The sequence below is a fragment of the Rhizobium sp. 01T444 genome, assembly GCF_056398305.1.
In genome coordinates, this window is the sequence record NZ_JBFTPD010000081.1 from 1 (window position 1) to 1,304 (window position 1,304).

Genomic DNA, 1,304 nt, shown 5'->3' on the forward strand with positions numbered 1-1,304 from the left:
GCCTTGCATCGGGCGCTGCGAGCAGGCGCCTGCCGTGGCTGTGGGGCAGCGTGCGGTGCCGCTGGCCGATGCCGACGCGGTCCTGCGCATGCTCGACGCGAAGCCGGCCGCCGCGCCCGCGACGATCAACTTCGAGCCCTCGGAATACGCTCAGAAGAGCGTTTCTCCCGCGCCTGGCGCGCTGGAGGAAACCCCGGCCTTCACCGACTACGCCACGTACCGCGCGCACGGCGGCTATGCGCTCGCCGCGGCGCTGGTCAACGGCGAGGGCGACGCCGAAGCCATCATTCAGGCGATGGAAGACTCCGGCCTGCGCGGCCTCGGCGGCGCGGGCTTTCCGGCCGGACGCAAGTGGCGCATCGTGCGCGACCAGCCGGCGCCCAGGCTCATGGCCGTGAACATCGACGAGGGCGAGCCCGGCACCTTCAAGGACCGGACCTACCTCGAACGCGATCCGCATCGCTTCCTCGAAGGGGTGCTGGTGGCGGCGCAGGTCGTCGGCATCGAGGCCTGCTACATCTACCTGCGCGACGAGTACCACGACTGCCGCGCGCTGCTGTCGGCCGAGCTCGCCAAGCTGCGGGCGGACCCGCCCTGCGAGCTGCCGCTGATCGAGTTGCGACGCGGCGCCGGCGCCTACATCTGCGGCGAGGAGTCCGCGATGATCGAGAGCATCGAAGGCAAGCGCGGCGAACCGCGCATGCGCCCGCCCTACATCGCGCAGGTCGGCCTCTTCGGGCGGCCGACGCTGGAGCACAACTTCGAGACCCTGTACTGGGTGCGCGACATCGTCGAGAAAGGCCCGCAATGGTTCAGCGGCTTCGGCCGCCATGGGCGCAAGGGCCTGCGCTCGTTCAGCGTCAGCGGCCGGGTCAAGCAACCGGGCGTGAAGCTGGCGCCCGCGGGCATCACGGTGCAGGAACTGATCGACGAATACTGCGGCGGCATGCAGGACGGACATGCGCTGCATGCCTACCTTCCCGGCGGCGCGTCCGGAGGCATTCTTCCCGCGAGCATGAACGACATCCCGCTCGATTTCGACACGCTTCAGCCCTACGGCTGTTTCATCGGCTCCGCCGCCGTGATGGTGCTGAGCCAGCACGACCGCGCGCGCGACGCGGCGCTCAACGTGATGCGCTTCTTCGCGCACGAGAGCTGCGGCCAGTGCACGCCATGCCGCGTGGGCACGGGCAAGGCGGCGGCGCTGATGCAGGCGCCGGTGTGGGACAACGAGACGCTCGAGGATCTCGCGCAGGTGATGGGCGACGCATCGATCTGCGGCCTCGGCCAGGCCGCCCCGAACC

1 protein-coding gene is annotated in these 1,304 nt (G+C 70.2%); it reads left to right on the plus strand.

The window, feature by feature from the left end; genetic code table 11:
* The coding region (locus AC1DTN_RS37190; RefSeq protein WP_477925088.1) for an NADH-ubiquinone oxidoreductase-F iron-sulfur binding region domain-containing protein at positions 1-1,304 on the plus strand (1,304 nt) is incomplete at both ends.